The sequence below is a fragment of the Salinimicrobium soli genome, from assembly GCF_048323655.1.
Classification (GTDB): Bacteria; Bacteroidota; Bacteroidia; order Flavobacteriales; family Flavobacteriaceae; genus Salinimicrobium; species Salinimicrobium soli.
In genome coordinates this window covers 278,071-293,965 of record NZ_JBLUWW010000006.1, presented here as the reverse complement: position 1 = coordinate 293,965, position 15,895 = coordinate 278,071, and the positions used below count along the sequence as shown (strand labels likewise).

Here is a 15,895-nt window from a genome sequence, read left to right as displayed (position 1 = left end):
TGAAGCTGAAGCAGAGTTCACTAATTTTGGGGAAACTTCAACCAAAATGACCGATAAAAACAATATCATAGACCGCTTTATCAGTTACGTTAAAATTGACACTCAAAGCGACGAAAGCAGCAATAGCACACCAAGTACTGAAAAACAATGGGATCTGGCGAAGAAATTGACCGAAGAACTTCGGGAAATGGGAATGCAGGAAGTGAGCATTGATGAAAATGCCTATGTCATGGCTACCTTACCTTCAAATGTTGATTTTGATGTGCCTGTTATAGGATTTGTAGCCCATTTTGATACCACTCCGGATTTTTCCGGAACAAATGTGAATCCGCAGATCGTTGAAGATTATGATGGTAAGGACATTGTGCTGAACAAGGAAAAAAACATCATCCTTTCTCCTGATTATTTTGAAGACCTTTTAGAGTATAAAGGGCAAACGTTAATAACTACTGATGGAACCACTTTGCTGGGAGCTGATGACAAAGCGGGGATCACCGAAATTATGGAGGCGATGCAATATTTTATCGCACACCCCGAAGTTAAACACGGGAAGATAAGAGTTTGTTTCACTCCCGATGAGGAGATTGGCCGCGGAGCTCACAAATTCGATGTGAAAAAATTCGGAGCCGAATGGGCCTATACCATGGATGGCAGCCAGGTGGGTGAATTGGAATATGAGAATTTCAACGCCGCCGGAGTAGTGGTGACCGTAACCGGTAAAAGCGTACATCCCGGTTATGCGAAAGGCAAAATGATCAATAGCATGTATATCGCTCAGGATTTTATCAATTCCCTGCCGAGACTTGAAACTCCGGAACATACTGAAGGACGGGAAGGATTTTTCCATCTCAACGGGATCAAAGGCGATGTCGAAGAGACCAAACTTAATTATATTATCAGGGATCACGACCGGCAGCACTTTGAGGCCCGTAAGGAAGTCATGAAAAAGCTGGGTGCAGAGATCTGCAAGCAATATGACCGTGATTGTGTCACTGTGGAGATAAAAGACCAGTACTTCAATATGAAGGAAAAGGTGGAGCCTGTAATGCACATTGTTGATATAGCCGAAGAAGCCATGGAACGTGTGGACATTACACCTCTTATCAAGCCAATTCGCGGCGGCACCGATGGAGCCCAGTTAAGCTTTATGGGCCTACCCTGCCCAAACATCTTTGCCGGTGGTCACAATTTCCATGGAAAATATGAATATGTACCGGTAGAAAGTATGCAAAAAGCAGTGGAAGTGATCGTGAAGATCGCTGAGATCACTGCGGAAAAGTTCCGTAAATAAGCCTTTTTGAAACCTTACGGGGCAGCTTATCTTTTAAACTATGGCAGCGAAAACAGTAGATGAATATATTACCAATCATCCTAATTGGGAAGAAGAGATCAGGACCCTGCGGGAGATGATTACAGCTACCGAACTTGAGGAAACCGTGAAATGGGGAGGACCTGTCTACACTATCAACGGAAAAAATGTAGTGGGCATCGGCGCTTTTAAGAACCATTGCGCTCTTTGGTTCTTCCAGGGAGCCCTATTGAAGGAAAATACTGCTTTACTGGAGAACGCACAGGAAGGGAAGACAAAGGCCTTAAGACAGATCAGGTTTGAAAAAGGAGAAGAACTGCCAATTGGCACTTTACATAAATATGTTCAGGAGGCAATTCAAAATCAAAAAGAAGGCAAGGAAATAAAACCGGACACAAACAAGGAGACTGTAGTCCCTCTTGAGCTGGAAGGCGCTATGAACAAAGACAAAGCCCTGAAAGCAGCTTTTCAAGACCTCAGCCCGGGAAAGCAGCGGGAATATTGTGAATATATTTCAGAAGCTAAACGGGAAACCACAAAAAAGAGTCGACTGGAAAAGATCCTGCCAATGATCAAGGCCGGTACTGGTCTGCATGATAAGTACAAAAACTGCTAAAAATAAGAAAGCAAATAAAAAACGCAGACCGGCCGGTCTGCGTTTTTTATTTATGCCTGTAACAGGTTTATTTTTCCTTTACAGGTTCATTAAGTTTTCGGCTCATCTCCATTGAGATGGAAGATCTGTCAAAAGTGATCTTTCCTGCTCCCGTTTCGATGATCACCGCATTTTGTTTTTCACTGAAATCAATTATTTTACCGTGCATTCCACTTTTGGTAACAATACGGTCTCCGCGTTTCAGTTCAGAGGCAAATTGTTTTTCTTGTTTCGCACGTTTCATTTGGGGGCGTATCATAAAGAAATACACCACTACAAACATTAAAATAATTGGGGCAAACTGGGCTAATTGATCCATAGATTTGTTATTGGCTCGTATTCCTTACGATTGTTTAGGATTTACGAAAGCCTTGATTTTAAGTTGCTCTTTACCGGTTTCGGTATTCGCAGTAATATTTACAGTTTTTGTTACCTGATTTTGACCACTACCATTGAATTTCACCAATAGCTCACCAGTTTCACCCGGCGCAACAGGTTCTTTTGTGTAGGTAGGAACGGTACAACCACAAGAACTGGATGCGTTGGTAATAACCAATGGAGCTTTTCCAGTATTTGTAAAGGTAAAGGTATGCTCCTGCGGAGTTCCTTGCTCAATAGTACCGAAGTCATATTCAGTTTCTTCGAAAGTCATCACAGGATACACAACTTCCTGCGCGTCACGCTCAGCTGCTTCTTCCACGTTTTCGGCTTTCACTTTGTTGGCCGCATCTTCCTTGCAGGAAGTAAATGCCACGGCAGCGATAACTGCTAAGAAATAGATTCCTTTTTTCATGATTTAGATTTTATAGTTAAAGTTGTTAAAATTAAAAATTTTTAAGGACTACATAAGTCCCCTTCCTATTTTATTCAGTTTGTCGGTTTCTTTGTACTCTTTTGAGAGTTTATCAAGAATACCGTTGATAAAAATACTGCTTTTTGGAGTACTGTATTCTTTGGCAATTTCTAAATATTCGTTAATAGTGACCTTGACCGGAATAGAAGAAAACTTTAAAAATTCACAGATAGCCATTTTGATCAGGATGGAATCCAGGTCTGCGATACGCTCCTTATCCCAGTTTGGGGTCTTACCTTCCATTTCACCGGCCAGACTTTCATCGTTTAGCAATGTCTTTCTAAAAAGCTGCACGGCATAGTCTTTATCATCTGAATTCTTGAAGAGTTTCACCAGCTTCAGTTCGCTTTCAGGTTTCGCCTTCTGAAGCATCTTAACAATCGAAGTATTCACCAATGGCAGATCATCAACCCAGGTTATCTTCTTATCTTCAAGATAATCATACAGCTTTTCATTAGGCGCTATAATATCTTTAAAGATCCTGATGATAAAATCCCTGTCTTCCTTAAAATCTCCGGATCGTGTAGACATATAGTTGTTATATGTCTCGCTATTCCTGATCTCATTCCAAAGGATCTCAACATACTCGTCATCATTCTTCCAATTATTCAGCTTTCGAGCTTCAACTGCATTTTTAAGAGCAGCGTTTTCAGCAAGCATTGAAATCACACCGTTATTGATGAATTTTGGATTTGGATCTCTGTCTTCGTCAGAAGGCAAATGTTTAAGACGACTTTTTTCCTGGTAATCTTCGGCATGATCTCTTATTTCCACTATAAGCTGCAGCATTAAAAGATACAGGTCGTACATCTCATCCATACTTTTCAGAAGGAATTTCTCTTCTGAAGTCATATTGTCATTTTCACTTTGGGAGTACGCGTACAAAGACTGCATTACTTTAACCCGGATATGTCTTCTGGTTAACATAGCTGTAAAAGAACTTTAAAAAATTAGGGGCGAAAGAAAATTCCTTTCGCCCCGCAAAAATAATATTTAATTAAGAACCGCTCGGGTTATTTCTGATTTTTTCTGTCAGCTATTCTCTGCTGCGCCACCTTAAGAGCAGCTTCATGGGTAGAGATATCATTAGCATCAGCACTGGTCAATATTTCAAGCGTAGTGTTGTAAATATTTTCAGTTTTTTCCATGATCTCTTTTCTACCATAGCCTTCCAGTTCAGCATACACATTGATGATACCTCCGGCGTTGATAAGGAAATCCGGAGCATATACAATGCCTTTTTCTCTTAAGATAATTCCATGTCGGCGGTCATCAGCCAGCTGATTGTTTGCTGCTCCGGCAATAATGGAAGCTTTAAAGCTGTCAATGGTATCGTCGTTAATGGTTGCTCCCAAAGCACAAGGCGCATAGATATCTACATCTGCAGCATATACATTTCCACCTTCAAAAATGCTGGAGTTATATCGCTTGCTCACTTCCTGCAGGCGCTCCTGGTTAATATCACTGATGATCACCTTTGCTCCTTCTTTGGTAAGATGCTCAACAAGGGATTCGCCTACGTGTCCAATCCCCTGTACAAGAACGCTTTTTCCCTGTAGGTTGTCAGATCCATATTTATATTTTGCGGCGGCTTTCATTCCCATGAAAACACCGTAAGCCGTAATTGGAGAAGGGTTTCCTGCTCCTCCTTTATCTTCAGAGATTCCGGTAACATAAGGAGTCACTTCACGCACGGTATCCATATCGGCAGTTTCCATTCCCACATCTTCCGCAGTGATATATTTTCCGCTCAAAGAATGAACAAATTCACCGAACCTGCGCATTAGCTCAGGAGTCTTTTGCGTTTTTGCATCTCCTATAATAACCGCTTTTCCTCCTCCCAGGTTCAATCCTGTCACGGCACTCTTAAAGGTCATCCCGCGTGAAAGCCTTAGTACATCATTCAAAGCATCCCATTCACTACTATAGTTCCACATACGGGTACCTCCCAAAGCAGGCCCTAAAACTGTATTGTGAATTCCAATAATTGCCTTTAAACCTGTATCTTTGTCGTTACAAAAAACCACTTGTTCATGGTCATCAAAGGAAAGCTGCCCAAAGACCGGAGCGGCTTTTTTAAGTTCATTTGGCTTTAGAACATCCACTGTCATAAGATTAAATTAAGTTGATAAAATTTTCGTACTACGAAATATTATGTGGCAAAAATAATTAATATTTCAATTTCAAACATATTTTTCAACTGTTAAATAAGAAATTGCCAAAAAACGCAGGTTTTGCAACTATGAAGCATTTAAAGCATCTTAATAAATACTTTCTCAAATATAAATGGTTGCTGATAGGCGGTTTATTCATCACTATTCTCGCGCGCCTTTTCGCTTTGGTCACTCCCAGGCTCATTAGGGAATCTACCAATGCTATTGAAAAATATGTGAATGGTGAGACAGTTTCTGCAGCGGCAGTGCGATCTGAACTTATCACCAATATTCTATTGATCATTGGTGCAACTTTAATTGGTGCTTTTTTCACCTTTTTGATGCGGCAGACCTTTATTGTGGTGTCCCGGCACATGGAATATGATCTCAAGAACGAGATCTACCGGAAATATCAAGAACTATCCCTCAACTTCTACAAACAGAACCGAACCGGTGATCTCATGAACCGGATCAGTGAAGATGTCTCGAAAGTTCGAATGTACCTGGGGCCGGCCATTATGTATAGTGTGCAGACCGGGATACTTTTTATCGTGGTGATCCCATATATGTTCACCCAGGCGCCTGAGCTTACGATGTATACCATAGCACCCCTGCCCATTTTGTCTTTCGCTATTTATAAACTGAGCGTTGCCATTAACCAGCGCAGTACTATTGTACAACAGTATCTTTCTAAACTGAATACTTTCACTCAGGAAAGTTTTAGCGGGATCTCCGTGATAAAATCTTACGGACTCGAACCTCAAACAAACGTGGCCTTTGTAGCCCTTTCCAATGAGAACAAGGAAAAGAATATTGACCTGGTTAAGGTGCAGGCTTTCTTTTTTCCACTTATGGTACTGCTTATCGGAGCCAGTAACATCCTGGTAATTTACATAGGAGGCCATAAGTTCATCACCGGTGAAATTGACAACCTGGGGATCATTGTTGAGTTTCTACTTTACGTCAACATGCTTACCTGGCCCGTAGCAACTGTTGGCTGGGTAACTTCCATCGTGCAACAGGCCGAGGCCTCTCAACGCCGTATCAACGAATTCCTAAAGGAAGAACCACAGATCCAAAATCCCTCCAATGAACCGGAAGATGTACAGGGAGCAGTAGCCTTCAAAAATGTCACTTTCACCTATGAAGATACCCATATCACAGCTCTCAAAAATGTAAGTTTTGAGGTGAATAGTGGGGAAACCCTGGCTATCATTGGCAAGACCGGAGCAGGAAAATCTACTATCCTGGAGCTTATTGGTCGTCTTTATGATGTTGAAAAAGGAGAGATCCTCATCGACGGAAAAGATATTCGTACGATGAACCTCACTGAACTACGGGACAGCATTGGTTATGTACCACAGGATGCGTTCCTCTTTAGTGACTCCATAAGGAATAATATAAAATTCGGAAAAGCAGACGCTTCAGAAGGAGAAATTGTAGAAGCAGCGAAGAATGCAGCGGTTCACCGTAACATCGCCGGTTTCTCCAAAGGTTATGACACCGTGCTTGGTGAACGGGGTATAACTCTTTCCGGAGGACAGAAGCAACGCGTTTCTATTGCACGAGCCATTATTCATGATCCGAAGATCCTTCTTTTTGACGATTCACTTTCCGCAGTAGATACTGAAACTGAGGAAGAAATCTTAAACAATCTCTTCAAGATCTCCCAAAATAAGACCACAATCATAGTGAGCCACCGTATCTCTTCTGTTAAAAATGCAGATAAGATAATTATCCTGGAGGGCGGAGAGGTAGTTCAAAGGGGAACACACCAGGAATTACTGAATACCGAAGGCTACTACAAAGAACTTTATCTCAAACAACTGAGTGAAAAAGAAATGTAAAAATTTGTTGCGAAATGTTAATTTTTTTTAGAATTTTGAACCTATGATTTACAAACCGTAAAAGACAATTGATTATGAGCGACAATGGAACGATTGAAAAAGAAGAGATTTTTTCCAAGGTCTTAAGAGCAGGTAGGCGTACTTACTTCTTTGATGTTAGAGCGACTAAGGCGAATGACTACTATCTTACCATAACTGAGAGTAAGAAATTCACCAATGATGACGGATCTTTCCACTATAAAAAGCACAAGATCTATCTTTATAAAGAAGATTTTGCCGGGTTCAATGAGATCCTGAAGGAGATGACAGATTATATCCTGGAAGAAAAAGGTGAAGAGGTCATTAGCGAAAGACACCAGAAAAATTTCAAGAAAGAATATGAAGAGGAGGACACAGCTCAAACTGAAAAAACTCCATCTGCCGCGAATTTTACTGATATCAGTTTCGACGATATTTAATCTGAAAATAACTTTTTTGAAAAACCGTCCCGAGCAATCGGGACGGTTTTTTTATATTACCGACTGAAAAAATTAAAATATGACAAGAATATATCTTTTTTGCCTTTCTGTGTTTTTGAGTTTTAATCTCGCAGCACAGGAAGATCTCGATCTTTCCTATTATTTACCTCAAGATGTCACCTACAATGAAGCCATTCCCAAACCTCAGGACGTATTGGGATACGTTCCGGGGCAGTGGCATGCCAGTCATGACCAGATCCTGGCTTATATGCGCAGCCTTGCTGAAGCTTCACCGAGGATCAAACTGGAGAATCGCGGCACTACCTATGAAGGTCGCCCTCTCATTCTGCTGATCATTACTTCGGAAGAAAATCACCGCAACCTGGAAGATATCCGCAAACAACATGTGGCACTGACGGAACCTGGTTCAGAAAAAATTGATATTGCTAATATGCCGATCGTGGTGAATCAGGGCTTCTCTATACATGGGAACGAAGCAAGTGGAGCTAACGCCGGTCTGCTTGCCGCTTATTATTTAGCAGCGGCTGAAGGATCGGAAATCGAGAACACGCTTGATAACACTGTAATTCTTTTTGATCCGGTCTTTAACCCGGACGGACTGCAACGGTTTTCAACATGGGCGAATATTCACAAAAGCGCCAATATCAATCCCGATCCTCAGGACAGGGAATACAATGAAGTTTGGCCCGGTGGCCGTACAAACCATTACTGGTTTGACATGAACAGGGACTGGTTACCTGTACAACTTCCGGAAAGTAAAGCCCGTATCGCCACTTTTCACAACTGGTATCCTAACATCCTTACAGACCATCACGAGATGGGAACCAATTCCTCCTTTTTCTTTCAGCCGGGGATTCCTTCCAGAACTCACCCGCTAACGCCGGACCTCAATCAGGAACTCACTCAGGAAATTGGAAAATATCACGCAGCAGCCTTTGATGAATTGGGCTCGCTATATTATACCGAAGAAAATTACGACGATTTCTACTACGGAAAAGGTTCCACTTTCCCGGATATCCAGGGAAGCATCGGGATCTTATTCGAACAAGCCAGCTCCCGAGGGCATGCTCAGGAATCTGACAACGGAATACTTACTTTTCCTTTCACCATCAGGAATCAGTTCACAGCAGCACTTTCAACTTTGAAGGCTGCCACTTCCATGAGGGAACAATTATTGAACTATCAGCGGAATTTTTATCAGAACTCGCGCAAAGAAGCTGAAAAAGGTGCGTACGTCTTCGGAAGCACCAAAGATGCATCCTCTGCCTATCACCTGGCCGAGATCCTGAAAAGACACCAGGTCGAGATCCATGAACTGAAGGAAAATTTTTCAAAAGACGGAAAAAGCTTTGAACCGGGTAGCAGTTATGTGGTCCCAAAAAAGCAAAAACAACAACGGCTTTTGAAAGCGATGTTTGAAAGAAGAACGGCTTTTGAAGACAGTCTGTTCTACGATATATCTGCCTGGACCTTTCCATTGGCCTTTGACGTACCATTCACCGATGATGCGTCTGCCAGCACTGCGGGAGCTAAAATCGACAGTCTCACCTGGCCGGCCTTTGCCAAACCGGAGATGAGTCAGTATGCTTACCTGATGCAATGGTATCAATACGAAGCCCCAAAAGCACTGAACCAGATCCTGGAGAAAGGGATCCGTGCAAAGGTGGCCATGCAACCATTTACAGCCGGCGGTAAAAAATATGATTACGGGACTATTCTAATTCCGGTACAAAACCAGAAACTAAAGAAAGACGAATTGCACGACTTCCTTTCTGAAGTTTCAACGGATGCACATATTTCCATTGACGGAGTAAGCACCGGATCCACAACAGGAATTGACCTGGGAAGTAACGAATTTCGAGCTTTAGAACCTCAAAAAGTGGCTTTATTGGTAGGAGAAGGTATTACACCATACGATGCGGGAGAGATCTGGCATCTCTTTGACCAACGCTATAATATGAAGATCACCAAGCTGGATATCACCAACTTTTCAAGAACAGATCTTGATCGCTACACTGATATTATTCTTCCTAACAGCTGGGGTAGCGCTCTTGACGAGAAAGATGCAGATAAATTGAAGGAATGGGTTCGTGGCGGAGGAACACTTATCGGCTTCAAAAATGCCGCAAAATGGTTCGATAAGAATGATTTTATGGACCTGGAATTTTCAGAATCAGAAGTACCTGCTAAAAATGTCACTTTTGAACAGAAAGATGATTTTAGGGGAGCACAGGTAATTGGGGGTGCCATTTTCGAAGCAAAACAAGATCGCTCACATCCTGTAAATTTTGGATATGCAGACGATAATATTGCCCTTTTTAGAGATACTACCATTTTTGTGAAAGCAGACTCTACTTCCTATAAGAATCCAATTAAGTACACTGAAAAGCCACTGTTGAGCGGATATATAAGTGAAGAGAACCTGGAACTGATGCCGGGAACAGTTCCTTTCAAGCAAAATTCAATGGGAAGAGGCGAAGTAATATTGTTTACAGACAACACCAACTTCAGAGCTTTTTGGTATGGTACCAACAAGTTACTTATGAATGCTGTTTTCTTCGGAAATGAAATGTAGATCCCAAAGAAGATTGAGATCATAGATCAGAGGCTCTGATCCAGAAATTAAAAGGTTCCAAAAATGACATTTTTGGAACCTTTCTTCTTTTTTAGTCCTTAGTCAATTTTGATCTTAACGCCACCGTTGACCACAAATCCGTCAACAGGCGCATAAATATCCCGAAACTGCGGATCTGAAATTGAACCGGTGTAAATGGTATCAAAGCCTGTTTGGCGGGTATCGGTAAAGTTTTCGAAATTCAGGAAGATCGAAAAGTTCTCCCATTTCTTTTCAGTCATTAATCCGAAGATCCAATAATCCTGTCCGGTAGTGCCGTCATTCAGTTCCTGAGGTCCGTAATAATAACCTTCAAGGCCTATTACCAGGTTATCCTCCAGTTCATACACCAGCACATTATTCAGGCGGTGCTGAGCCACCAATGGCATTTCAGTCACCTCTCCACCATAGTGCCTGTTCACATCAGCTAAGGTATAGCCCGTGAACAATTTGAAATTACTATATCCAAACCTCATATTCAACTCCAGACCTTTAGTATCTATGAAACCATTCGGCTGAGTATATTCATAGAATTCTCCGCCCGCATTACTTAAGATCAAAGGATCCTCTACTTTGGTGTAGAACAGCAAAGTATTCAGGCTAAAATCAATAGTTTTAAAAAGTTCAGTCCGGTAATTCACATCCAGGTTAAGACCAATGGAACGTTCAGCTTCGGTTTGAGACACATCTATCGGCATCACATTTTGAAACTGTATCCTTTCAGCGTCTTCGGTAAAGATCGTCGGGGTTTTGTACCCGAGGCCCCCACCGATTCGGGCGGTAACATCTTCAGAAAGGTTTAGCATAGCCGAAAGTCTGGGTAAGAGGAAAAATCCGTATTCATTCTGATAGTCGGCGCGAAGCCCCGTCTCCAAACTAAGGGTCCTGTTAACACTCCAGTTATTCTGAAGAAAAGCCCCATAAGTAATGTGATTGTAATCCACGAGCTGGGAACCCGGATTTGGATCTTCCTCAAAACGGTCAATATTGAGGTTAAGACCTGCTATCCATTCCATTTCTGTGCTTCCGAAGTTATAAGCCACCTCATTGAAGGAAGCGAACTGGTCTCCTGAAAAGACATAATCTGGGATCTCGATCTTTCTTTCAAAAAAGCTGAAACTGTTCTTTATACTCAAATACGAGCCATCAAGGTAATATTGATCGAAACCTACTCTGGTGGTTATACGTTCGGTATTATTACGCTCAAAATACGCATCCTCTACCGGTTCCCCTTCTATGAAATCGATATTCCCGCCTGTCCTTTCTTCAACCACTGTATTCACGCCTACCTCCAAAGTTGTGCGATCATTGAAGTAATAAAATAATCTGGGGTTGACGGTATAACGGTTGAATTCAGGAATGGCCGTAAGACCATTGTCTGCCGGATCGTAAGGATTTCCGTAGTTATAGGATACGAACACGGTAGTCCCGATCTTGTTCCAGGTATTGGAATAAAACGAACTGAGGTCGAGGCCGAGAGCCGAGGTTCCGTTGATCAGAAAATTGAGCTCCCCTTCATCTGTCGGTTTTTTAGAAACCAAATTTACCAGTCCGGCGATGGCTCCACCTCCATAAAGAGTTGAAGAAGCACCTTTGATCACCTCCACCTGCTGAAGGTCGAGCGGTACTATTTGCAAAAGACTCAATCCTCCCGAAAATCCTGAGTAAAGAGGATATCCGTCTTTGAGGAGCTGGGTGTACTTCCCGTCAAGTCCCTGGATCCTTATACTGGAATTGTAGGAAGTAGCCGAAGTTTGCTGGGTTCTGATCCCCGTAGTCTCGTTCAATAACATCCTGATATCTCCGGGTTTCATATTGCCTTTTTCGCCAAGTTCTTCCCCTGAGATCACCTCCACCCGCGTGGGCAGATCAGCGATAGTTCTTCTGGAACGGGTGGCAGAAATGATCACCTCCTCCATCTCCTCTCCTTTCGGAAAAAGATAGATAACTGAAGGTTCTTTTTTTTCCGCCGGAAAGGTCATTTCTATTTCGCGGGTTTCATAGCCCACAAAACTTATAACTATAGTTTGTTCTCCATCAGGGACGTTGTCAAGTATCAGAAGCCCTTCCTGATTAGTGGTTGCTCCTACTGCAGTTCCTTTAACAGAGGCATTCGCTCCCGATAAGGCAGTGTTGGTCTGGGCATCAAAAATGTAGGCTTCAAAGGTATTTTGAGCATTTACCAGGGATGACAACAGCATCAGGGTAAACACCGTGATATTTTTTAAATTCATGTTTTTCTTGAATAATTAAATAATGGTACTTAGAAGGAGCAGTTTTCCTTCTTTGGTGAAATTAAAGATCATTATTTATTTTAGGAGGCTGCCAGATATTTTCTGAAAATTCAGAACGGAAGTATTTTCCGGGAAATTCAGGTTTTGAAACTGAAGGCTGAATGTCCACGGGTAGTTCCACGAATTCTTCCTGTAATACAAATCCTGTACAATTGCCGCAACTCAGGAAAGGAGAACATACCCCCTCTGAACCGGAATGCTTCTCCACAGGTTCTTCATCTGAGCAATAGTCTGCACAACAAGGAACCGCGTTCAGCATTAAAAAAAGAATTGAAAAAATGATTCCGGCGATCTTCATGGCTGCAAATTTAAAAAAGCCTGCCGGTTCAACCCACTCTTAATCCATTTTCTACTTTAAAATCTGTATTTAGGAGGACTATATCGTTATCTGCTCCCACTGCACCCAACACCAGGCATTCGCTCATGAAATTCGCTATCTGTTTTTTCGGAAAGTTAACTACGGCAATTACCTGTCGATTAGTAAGCTCTTCTTTAGAGTAACGACGGGTGATCTGCGCAGAAGATTTGAGGATTCCTATTTCTGGACCAAAATCGATCTTTAATTGGTACGCCGGATTACGTGCCTCGGGAAAGTCATTAACTTCGATGACCGTCCCAACTCTCATTTCTACCTTTTCAAAATCCTGCCAGGAAATTTTCATTATCCGAAGACTTTTTTGATCACCCACGCGGGACCAATGAGCAGAAATTGAAGGTCTTTTAAGAAAGAAGGCTTCTTCCCTTCTACTTTATGTCCATAGAACTGACCTATCCATGCAACTACAAAAATGCCGAGTGAGATCATCCATAGTTCACCTAGTTTTGACAGGTAATAATTCCCTGCAATACAAAGCCCGGCAAAGATCAGGATCTTAAATCCCATGGAGAAGGACAGCCTGAAATAGAAGAGCAGCACCAGGATCAAAATTACCACCGCCCAGTTTTCCAGGAAGGGAATATACAAGGGAAAAATTCCGGTGAGAGGACCAGGTGGTATGCTCATAAGCAAACCTACTATTGAGAAGAAAATAGCCGGAACACAGAAATAATGTATCAGCTGATTTGTTTCATTCTGGTGACTAACCGCATATTCTGAAAACCAATGATCTAATGATTTCATATTCGTGAATTTACCTGAACAAGATAGCAATTTTGAAAATATTCCGTCGAAAATTCGTATTTTTCAGGAATTCACTGAGACTTAAAAAATGGCTGAAACTGCTTCAAATACACTTCCACTGGGAACTGAAATAATAGACTTTGAATTACCCGATGCAGTTACTGCAAATTTGTATTCATTAGTTGATGTTCAAGGAGAAAGAGGAACTGTGATCATGTTCCTTTGCAATCATTGTCCTTATGTAAAACATGTGATCGATGAAATTGTTCGGGTAGCAAATGATTACCGCGTTTTGGGCTTTGGTTTTGCAGCCATAAGTAGTAATGACGTAGAAAAATATCCTGAAGATCACCCCGATCTTATGTGGAAATTTGCCCGCAAACACAACTTTACCTTTCCTTACCTCTATGATCGAACACAGGAAGTAGCGCGGAATTATAAAGCAGAATGCACCCCCGATTTCTATCTTTTTGACGGGGAAGAAAAACTGGTCTATCATGGGCAATTAGACAGCTCCCGACCCGGCAACGGACATTCTATCAATGGCCGGGAACTTAGGGAAGCAATGGACGCTCTGCTAGGGAGTCGCCCCGTGCCGGGACCTCAAAAACCAAGTGTAGGCTGCAGTATTAAGTGGAAGTACGCTCCGTGATCATTTTTTAAGGAATATTTAATCCTGAAGACCAACCTCTTGTTGCTTTTAATTCAGAAATTTAGGGAACAACTAAATTTTAAAATCATGAGCACACTTCGACTCGGGGATAAAGCCCCCAATTTTGATGCGGAAACTTCAGAAGGAAAGATCAATTTCTATGACTACCTCGGAAAAAGCTGGGGCGTCCTTTTCTCCCACCCTGCTGATTATACTCCGGTTTGCACAACTGAACTGGGAACTGCCGCAAAATACATGAAAGAATTTGAAAAACGGAATGTGAAGGTGCTCGCTCTGAGTGTAGACGGACTGGAATCTCATAAGAATTGGATTAAGGATATTAATGAGACCCAAAACACCACGGTCAACTTTCCAATTATTGCCGATGAAGATCGAAAAGTGGCTGAACTTTACGATATGATCCATCCGAATGCTGATGAAAACCTAACGGTAAGATCTGTCTATATAATCGACCCGGAAAAGATCATCAAGTTAATGATCACCTATCCCGCAAGCACCGGCCGCAATTTCGATGAACTTTTGCGGGTGATCGATTCATTACAATTGACCTCCGGTTATAAAGTTGCGACTCCCGCCAACTGGAAAAATGGAGAAGATGTGGTCATTAGCACTTCCATCTCCAATGAGGAAGCAAAGACCCTTTTCCCAAAAGGATTTAAGGAAGTTAAACCTTACCTGCGACTCACTCCCCAGCCCGGGAATTGAAAAAGGGCATTTTCTGAAGAAATTTTCTCAAACAAAAAACCTCCCATAGTCGGGAGGTTTTTGAATATATTCCGTTTCGAATTACTTCACTTTCACCAGTTCCACATCAAAAATAAGGGTCGCATTTGGCGGTATAACGCCTCCTGCACCTCTGGCACCATAACCCAAATGTGACGGGATCACAAATCTAGCCTGGTCTCCCTCCTTTAGAAGCTGTATCCCTTCATCCCAACCTTCAATAACATGGCCTTTTCCCAGAGGGAATTCGATAGGTTGTTTTCTTTTATAGGAAGAATCGAAAACAGTACCATCTGCCAGCATTCCTTTATAATGCACAGAAACTGTTTTGCCTTTTTCGGCTTTTTTGCCGTTTCCTTCAGCGATGAATTTATAGCGAAGTCCGCTTTCGGTCTTTTCAAAACCCTGGGCAAGTTCACCCATCAGTTCTTCCTGTTGCTTTTTGGCAGCTGCTTCTCTTTCTGCCTTAGCACCATTGAACTGGCGAAATGCTTCTACCGCATTGTATTTCTTTGCAGCTTCACCTTCTCTAATAATCTCCAGTTTTTCAATTTTATCTCCCTGTTTGATAGCATCTACCACTTCCTGTCCCTCCACTACGTAGCCAAAGACAGTATGTTTTCCATCAAGCCATGGCGTAGCCACATGAGTGATAAAGAACTGGCTACCGTTCGTTCCCGGACCCGCATTGGCCATAGAAAGAATACCGGGACGATCGTGTTTAAGATCCGGATGGATCTCATCTTCAAATTGATATCCAGGTCCGCCAACGCCGGTACCTTTAGGATCTCCTCCCTGGATCATGAAATCGGGAATTACCCTGTGAAACTTTAATCCGTCATAATAAGGAGTGCCCTGTGGTTTAGCCTGGTTTTCCAGGTTTCCTTCGGCCAGGCCTACAAAATTACCCACTGTACCCGGGGTCTTCTCGAATTCCAGTTCCACCAGGATCTCTCCTTTAGTGGTGTGGAATTTTGCGTATAATCCGTCGTTCATAACTGCTTTTTAAGTTAAGACCACAAAGATAAGAAAGCTTTTAAAGGTAGGAAGTCTACTTTTAGAGGTATAACAAAGGTTTAGCAGGATTGTTAAATAGAAAAGGTGTATCTGTTGTCATTCCGACGAAGGAGGAATCTCTTGCGACAGTGAGATTCTTCACTCCGCGCTGCTCCGTT

General features: G+C 42.2%; 16 protein-coding genes. 7 read left to right on the top strand and 9 right to left on the bottom strand.

Features of this window, described 5'->3' with window-relative positions:
- The first annotated feature begins 46 nt into the window (after positions 1 to 46).
- Both pepT and ACNORC_RS15025 read left to right on the top strand, forming a co-directional pair.
- Positions 47 to 1,291: a peptidase T gene (gene pepT, locus ACNORC_RS15030; RefSeq protein WP_418336494.1), complete on the top strand. Its 1,245-nt coding sequence runs from the start codon at positions 47 to 49 to the stop codon at positions 1,289 to 1,291.
- A gap of 40 nt (positions 1,292 to 1,331) precedes the next feature.
- Positions 1,332 to 1,925: a YdeI/OmpD-associated family protein gene (locus ACNORC_RS15025; RefSeq protein WP_418336493.1), complete on the top strand. Its 594-nt coding sequence runs from the start codon at positions 1,332 to 1,334 to the stop codon at positions 1,923 to 1,925.
- A 67-nt stretch (positions 1,926 to 1,992) separates the two neighbouring features.
- Here the strand turns inward: ACNORC_RS15025 and yajC are convergent, their stop codons facing one another.
- From yajC to ACNORC_RS15005, 4 genes are all read right to left on the bottom strand, one after another.
- Entirely contained in the window at positions 1,993 to 2,283 is a 291-nt protein-coding gene (yajC, locus tag ACNORC_RS15020) for a preprotein translocase subunit YajC (RefSeq protein WP_418336492.1), read from the bottom strand.
- 24 nt (positions 2,284 to 2,307) lie between these two features.
- On the bottom strand, positions 2,308 to 2,757 hold the full coding sequence (locus tag ACNORC_RS15015; protein ID WP_418336491.1) for a DUF1573 domain-containing protein: 450 nt from the start codon (positions 2,755 to 2,757) through the stop codon (positions 2,308 to 2,310).
- A 48-nt stretch (positions 2,758 to 2,805) separates the two neighbouring features.
- Positions 2,806 to 3,744 carry a transcription antitermination protein NusB gene (locus ACNORC_RS15010; RefSeq protein WP_418336490.1) on the bottom strand — a complete coding sequence of 313 codons (939 nt, stop codon included), beginning with the start codon at positions 3,742 to 3,744 and terminating at the stop codon, positions 2,806 to 2,808.
- 86 nt (positions 3,745 to 3,830) lie between these two features.
- Complete coding sequence (locus ACNORC_RS15005; RefSeq protein WP_418336489.1) at positions 3,831 to 4,928, bottom strand: Glu/Leu/Phe/Val family dehydrogenase; 1,098 nt, start codon at positions 4,926 to 4,928, stop codon at positions 3,831 to 3,833.
- A 131-nt stretch (positions 4,929 to 5,059) separates the two neighbouring features.
- On the opposite strand from ACNORC_RS15005, the gene ACNORC_RS15000 reads away from it, so the two are divergent.
- The 3 genes from ACNORC_RS15000 to ACNORC_RS14990 all read left to right on the top strand — a co-directional run bounded on the left by ACNORC_RS15000 (position 5,060) and on the right by ACNORC_RS14990 (position 9,871).
- Positions 5,060 to 6,817 (top strand): ABC transporter ATP-binding protein, encoded by a 1,758-nt coding sequence (locus ACNORC_RS15000; RefSeq protein ID WP_418336488.1) that lies wholly within the window; start codon positions 5,060 to 5,062, stop codon positions 6,815 to 6,817.
- A gap of 74 nt (positions 6,818 to 6,891) precedes the next feature.
- A complete protein-coding gene (locus tag ACNORC_RS14995; protein WP_418336487.1) occupies positions 6,892 to 7,275 on the top strand; it encodes a PUR family DNA/RNA-binding protein in 384 nt (127 codons plus the stop codon).
- 79 nt (positions 7,276 to 7,354) lie between these two features.
- A complete protein-coding gene (locus ACNORC_RS14990) occupies positions 7,355 to 9,871 on the top strand; it encodes a M14 family metallopeptidase (protein ID WP_418336486.1) in 2,517 nt (838 codons plus the stop codon).
- A gap of 98 nt (positions 9,872 to 9,969) precedes the next feature.
- Here ACNORC_RS14990 and ACNORC_RS14985 read toward each other — a convergent pair whose 3' ends face one another.
- The 4 genes from ACNORC_RS14985 to ACNORC_RS14970 all read right to left on the bottom strand — a co-directional run bounded on the left by ACNORC_RS14985 (position 9,970) and on the right by ACNORC_RS14970 (position 13,324).
- Entirely contained in the window at positions 9,970 to 12,144 is a 2,175-nt protein-coding gene (locus tag ACNORC_RS14985; protein ID WP_418336485.1) for a TonB-dependent receptor, read from the bottom strand.
- A gap of 61 nt (positions 12,145 to 12,205) precedes the next feature.
- On the bottom strand, positions 12,206 to 12,502 hold the full coding sequence (locus ACNORC_RS14980; RefSeq protein ID WP_418336484.1) for a hypothetical protein: 297 nt from the start codon (positions 12,500 to 12,502) through the stop codon (positions 12,206 to 12,208).
- 28 nt (positions 12,503 to 12,530) lie between these two features.
- Positions 12,531 to 12,866, bottom strand: a complete 336-nt coding sequence (locus ACNORC_RS14975) for a tRNA-binding protein (protein ID WP_418336483.1) — start codon at positions 12,864 to 12,866, stop codon at positions 12,531 to 12,533.
- Positions 12,866 to 13,324, bottom strand: coding sequence for an Mpo1 family 2-hydroxy fatty acid dioxygenase (locus tag ACNORC_RS14970; RefSeq protein WP_418336482.1), 459 nt, complete (start codon positions 13,322 to 13,324; stop codon positions 12,866 to 12,868). Before ACNORC_RS14970 ends, ACNORC_RS14975 begins: the two co-directional genes overlap by 1 nt.
- Before the next feature lie 88 nt (positions 13,325 to 13,412).
- Between ACNORC_RS14970 and ACNORC_RS14965 the strand changes: the two genes are divergently transcribed.
- Together ACNORC_RS14965 and ACNORC_RS14960 are read left to right on the top strand one after the other, a co-directional pair.
- Positions 13,413 to 13,976 (top strand): thioredoxin family protein, encoded by a 564-nt coding sequence (locus ACNORC_RS14965; RefSeq protein WP_418336481.1) that lies wholly within the window; start codon positions 13,413 to 13,415, stop codon positions 13,974 to 13,976.
- An 87-nt stretch (positions 13,977 to 14,063) separates the two neighbouring features.
- Positions 14,064 to 14,702, top strand: a complete 639-nt coding sequence (locus ACNORC_RS14960; protein WP_418336480.1) for a peroxiredoxin — start codon at positions 14,064 to 14,066, stop codon at positions 14,700 to 14,702.
- A gap of 81 nt (positions 14,703 to 14,783) precedes the next feature.
- Here the strand turns inward: ACNORC_RS14960 and ACNORC_RS14955 are convergent, their stop codons facing one another.
- Positions 14,784 to 15,716, bottom strand: a complete 933-nt coding sequence (locus ACNORC_RS14955; protein WP_418336479.1) for a peptidylprolyl isomerase — start codon at positions 15,714 to 15,716, stop codon at positions 14,784 to 14,786.
- Positions 15,717 to 15,895: the final 179 nt, after the last annotated feature.

Excerpts from the sequence above, each read along its gene's own strand:
- ACNORC_RS14980 (WP_418336484.1), bottom strand. The coding sequence starts at position 12,502 with ATGAAGATCGCCGGAATCATTTTTTCAATTCTTTTTTTAATGCTGAAC.
- ACNORC_RS15015 (WP_418336491.1), bottom strand. The coding sequence starts at position 2,757 with ATGAAAAAAGGAATCTATTTCTTAGCAGTTATCGCTGCCGTGGCATTT.
- ACNORC_RS14995 (WP_418336487.1), top strand. The coding sequence starts at position 6,892 with ATGAGCGACAATGGAACGATTGAAAAAGAAGAGATTTTTTCCAAGGTC.
- yajC (WP_418336492.1), bottom strand. The coding sequence starts at position 2,283 with ATGGATCAATTAGCCCAGTTTGCCCCAATTATTTTAATGTTTGTAGTG.
- ACNORC_RS15005 (WP_418336489.1), bottom strand. The coding sequence starts at position 4,928 with ATGACAGTGGATGTTCTAAAGCCAAATGAACTTAAAAAAGCCGCTCCG.
- ACNORC_RS15010 (WP_418336490.1), bottom strand. The coding sequence starts at position 3,744 with ATGTTAACCAGAAGACATATCCGGGTTAAAGTAATGCAGTCTTTGTAC.
- ACNORC_RS14965 (WP_418336481.1), top strand. The coding sequence starts at position 13,413 with ATGGCTGAAACTGCTTCAAATACACTTCCACTGGGAACTGAAATAATA.
- ACNORC_RS14955 (WP_418336479.1), bottom strand. The coding sequence starts at position 15,716 with ATGAACGACGGATTATACGCAAAATTCCACACCACTAAAGGAGAGATC.
- ACNORC_RS15000 (WP_418336488.1), top strand. The coding sequence starts at position 5,060 with ATGAAGCATTTAAAGCATCTTAATAAATACTTTCTCAAATATAAATGG.
- ACNORC_RS14975 (WP_418336483.1), bottom strand. The coding sequence starts at position 12,866 with ATGAAAATTTCCTGGCAGGATTTTGAAAAGGTAGAAATGAGAGTTGGG.
- ACNORC_RS15025 (WP_418336493.1), top strand. The coding sequence starts at position 1,332 with ATGGCAGCGAAAACAGTAGATGAATATATTACCAATCATCCTAATTGG.
- ACNORC_RS14960 (WP_418336480.1), top strand. The coding sequence starts at position 14,064 with ATGAGCACACTTCGACTCGGGGATAAAGCCCCCAATTTTGATGCGGAA.
- ACNORC_RS14970 (WP_418336482.1), bottom strand. The coding sequence starts at position 13,324 with ATGAAATCATTAGATCATTGGTTTTCAGAATATGCGGTTAGTCACCAG.
- ACNORC_RS14985 (WP_418336485.1), bottom strand. The coding sequence starts at position 12,144 with ATGAATTTAAAAAATATCACGGTGTTTACCCTGATGCTGTTGTCATCC.
- pepT (WP_418336494.1), top strand. The coding sequence starts at position 47 with ATGACCGATAAAAACAATATCATAGACCGCTTTATCAGTTACGTTAAA.
- ACNORC_RS14990 (WP_418336486.1), top strand. The coding sequence starts at position 7,355 with ATGACAAGAATATATCTTTTTTGCCTTTCTGTGTTTTTGAGTTTTAAT.